Here is a 2,512-nt window from a genome sequence, read left to right as displayed (position 1 = left end):
CACACCGGCGACCGCTTCCGCGCGGTGGTCGCGCCGGGCGGCGGGGCGCTGCGGGAGGGACGGTGGTACGCGTTCCTGCGGGAGACCGGGGCCGTCGGCGACGGTACGGCCCGCGCCCACGACGGCATGCCCGTACGGCTGCTCGCCGCCGTCTCGGCGGGACTGCCCCTGCGCCGGGAGGTCGCGGGGCGGGAGTTCACCGCCGACCGGCGGTTCGGCGACCGGCTGCTCGTCGAGGCGGGGCCGGTCCTCGCGCGCTCCGAACGCGGGGCCTACCGGCAGCACCGGCTCCGCACCGTCCACTATCCGGCCTGCCGCGCGCGGCCCCTGACCGACGCCGTCCTCTACCTCGACGGCGACTCGCCGCGCGCCGTCCACGAGGAGCTGGTGCGGCGCGGCGCCGAGGTCGAGCACCTCTGGGTCACGCACGACCAGCAGACCAGTGTCCCCGCGGGCGCCACGGGCGTGGAGGAGCACAGCGCCGCCTGGTACGAGGCGCTGGCCCGCTGCCGCCGCGTCGTCACCTCGGGGCACCTGCCGGACTTCTTCGAGCGCCGCGAGGGCCAGACCGTCGTCCAGACCTGGAACGGCGCCCCGCTCAAGCGCATCGGCACCGACCTCACCGACACGCTCTACGCCGACCACGGCCATCTCGACGCCCTGCCGCGGCTGTCCCGGCAGTGGGACGTCCTGGTCTCGCCGAACCGCTTCTCCACCCCGCACCTCGGCCGCGCCCTCGCCTACGACGGCGAGGTGCTCGAAGCGGGCTCGCCCCGCAACGATGTGCTGTTCGGCGACGACCGCGGCAAGGTCGCCGACCGGGTCCGCCGCGAGCTGGGCATCCTGCCCGACAAGCGGGTCGTGCTGTACGCGCCGACCTACCGCGACCACCTCGCCTACCGTCCCGGCCGCTTCCGCTACGAGCCCGCGCTCGACTTCGGCGCGGCCGAGTCCGTGCTCGGCGACGACCACGTCCTGCTCGTGCGCAAGCATCCGCTGACCGCCGGCAGGCTCCAGGGCGCCCGGCCGCCCTTCGTGCACGACGTGTCGGCGCACCCGAGGGCCGCCGAACTCCTGCTGATCGCGGACGTCCTGGTCACGGACTACTCCTCGCTGATGTTCGACTTCGCGCACACCGGCCGCCCGATGCTCTTCCACGCCTACGACCTGGAGCACTACCGCGACACCGTGCGCGGCTTCTACCTCGACTTCGAGACGACCGCGCCGGGGCCGCTGCTCACCTCCACCGGGGAGGTCGTCGAGGCGCTGCGCGACCTGGAGTCGATCGCGGCCCGGCACGCGGAGGCGTACGCGGCGTTCCGCGAGGCCTACTGCGACCTGGACGACGGCGGGGCGGCGGCCCGCGTCGCGGAGAGGCTCATGCGGTGACCGGCACGCTCGTCGCCCGCAGGGCCGCCAACGGGGCCACGGCGCTGCTCGGCGTCCGGCGGTGGCGCCCCTCCCCGTACGCGGTCTTCGCCGCCCTGTTCTGGCTGGTGATGTCGCTGGCCTTCTGGCGGGTCCCGATGTGCTGCGACTTCGGGCAGCACGCGGCGGTCGTCGAGCGTCTCAAGGACCACCTCCTGCGCCCCGCGCACCCGATGGCGGACCTGCCGGGCGAGGGCAGCCCGTACTACTCGCCGTACGCGGTGGTTCAAGGCCTGTTCGCCAAGGTGACGGGGCTCGCGGGGTGGCAGGTGGTCAAGGTGGGCGGGCCCGTCAACCTGCTCGTCCTGCTGACCGGCATCGGCCGCTTCGTGCGCGTCCTCACCCCGCGCCCCTGGGCGCCGGTCCTCGCGCTCCTCGCGATGGTGCTGCTCTGGGGCACGCGGATGGCGTGGTGGAGCGGTTACCTCGGCCTGATGTCGATGACCGGCAACCTCGGCTACCCCTCGACGTTCGCGATCGGCCTCGCCTTCTGGGCGTGGGCGTGGGCGGGCGCGCTCGCCGGGGACCGGCGCCGGGCCCCCTGGCCCTACGTGGGCCTCGGCGCCCTGTGCGGTCTGATCCTGCTCATTCATCCGATCTCCTCGGTGGCGGCGGTGATCGGCGTGGTCGCGTTCGCGGCGTCGGGCCTCTCCCGGCTCACCACCGGACCGTCCCGGCTCACCACCGGCCCTTCCGGGCCCGGCGCCGGTCCTGGCAGGATCGCCGCGCTCTGGGCGGCGACCGCGCTGACGGCGGTGGCGGTGGCCGCGGTCTGGCCGTACTACAGCGTGTTCTCGCTGGTCGGCGACGCGTCCGTGGACTGGATCCACCGCCAGCTCTACACCGGCATGCCGCAGCGCTTCTGGCTCGCGCTGCTCGGCCTGCCCGCCCTGTGGCTGCGCTTCCGCAGGGACCGCGGGGACCCCCTGGTGCTCATGTTCGTCCTGGACTGCCTGGTCGTCGCCTACGGCTGGTTCAGCGGTCACTACACCTACGGGCGCATCCTCGGCCTCACCCTCGTGCCGCTCCAGTTCGCCCTCGCCATCGAGCTCGCCGCGCCGCGCCCCTGGGGATGGCGGCGCGG

Annotated in this window: 1 protein-coding gene and 1 pseudogene; both read left to right on the top strand. The window is 74.4% G+C overall.

Translation table 11 applies throughout. The annotated features are described in order from the left end of the window. On the top strand, positions 1-1,389 hold a 1,389-nt coding region (locus tag AB8Z36_RS37120), incomplete at its 5' end, for a CDP-glycerol glycerophosphotransferase family protein (protein ID WP_369217789.1). Further along, a pseudogene (locus tag AB8Z36_RS37115) lies at positions 1,386-2,512 on the top strand (hypothetical protein); the annotation flags it as partial. The gene AB8Z36_RS37120 and the pseudogene AB8Z36_RS37115, both read left to right, overlap by 4 nt.

This window comes from Streptomyces flavofungini (assembly GCF_041028215.1).
Taxonomy (GTDB): Bacteria; Actinomycetota; Actinomycetes; order Streptomycetales; family Streptomycetaceae; genus Streptomyces; species Streptomyces flavofungini_B.
This window is presented reverse-complemented; position numbering and strand designations above follow the sequence as displayed.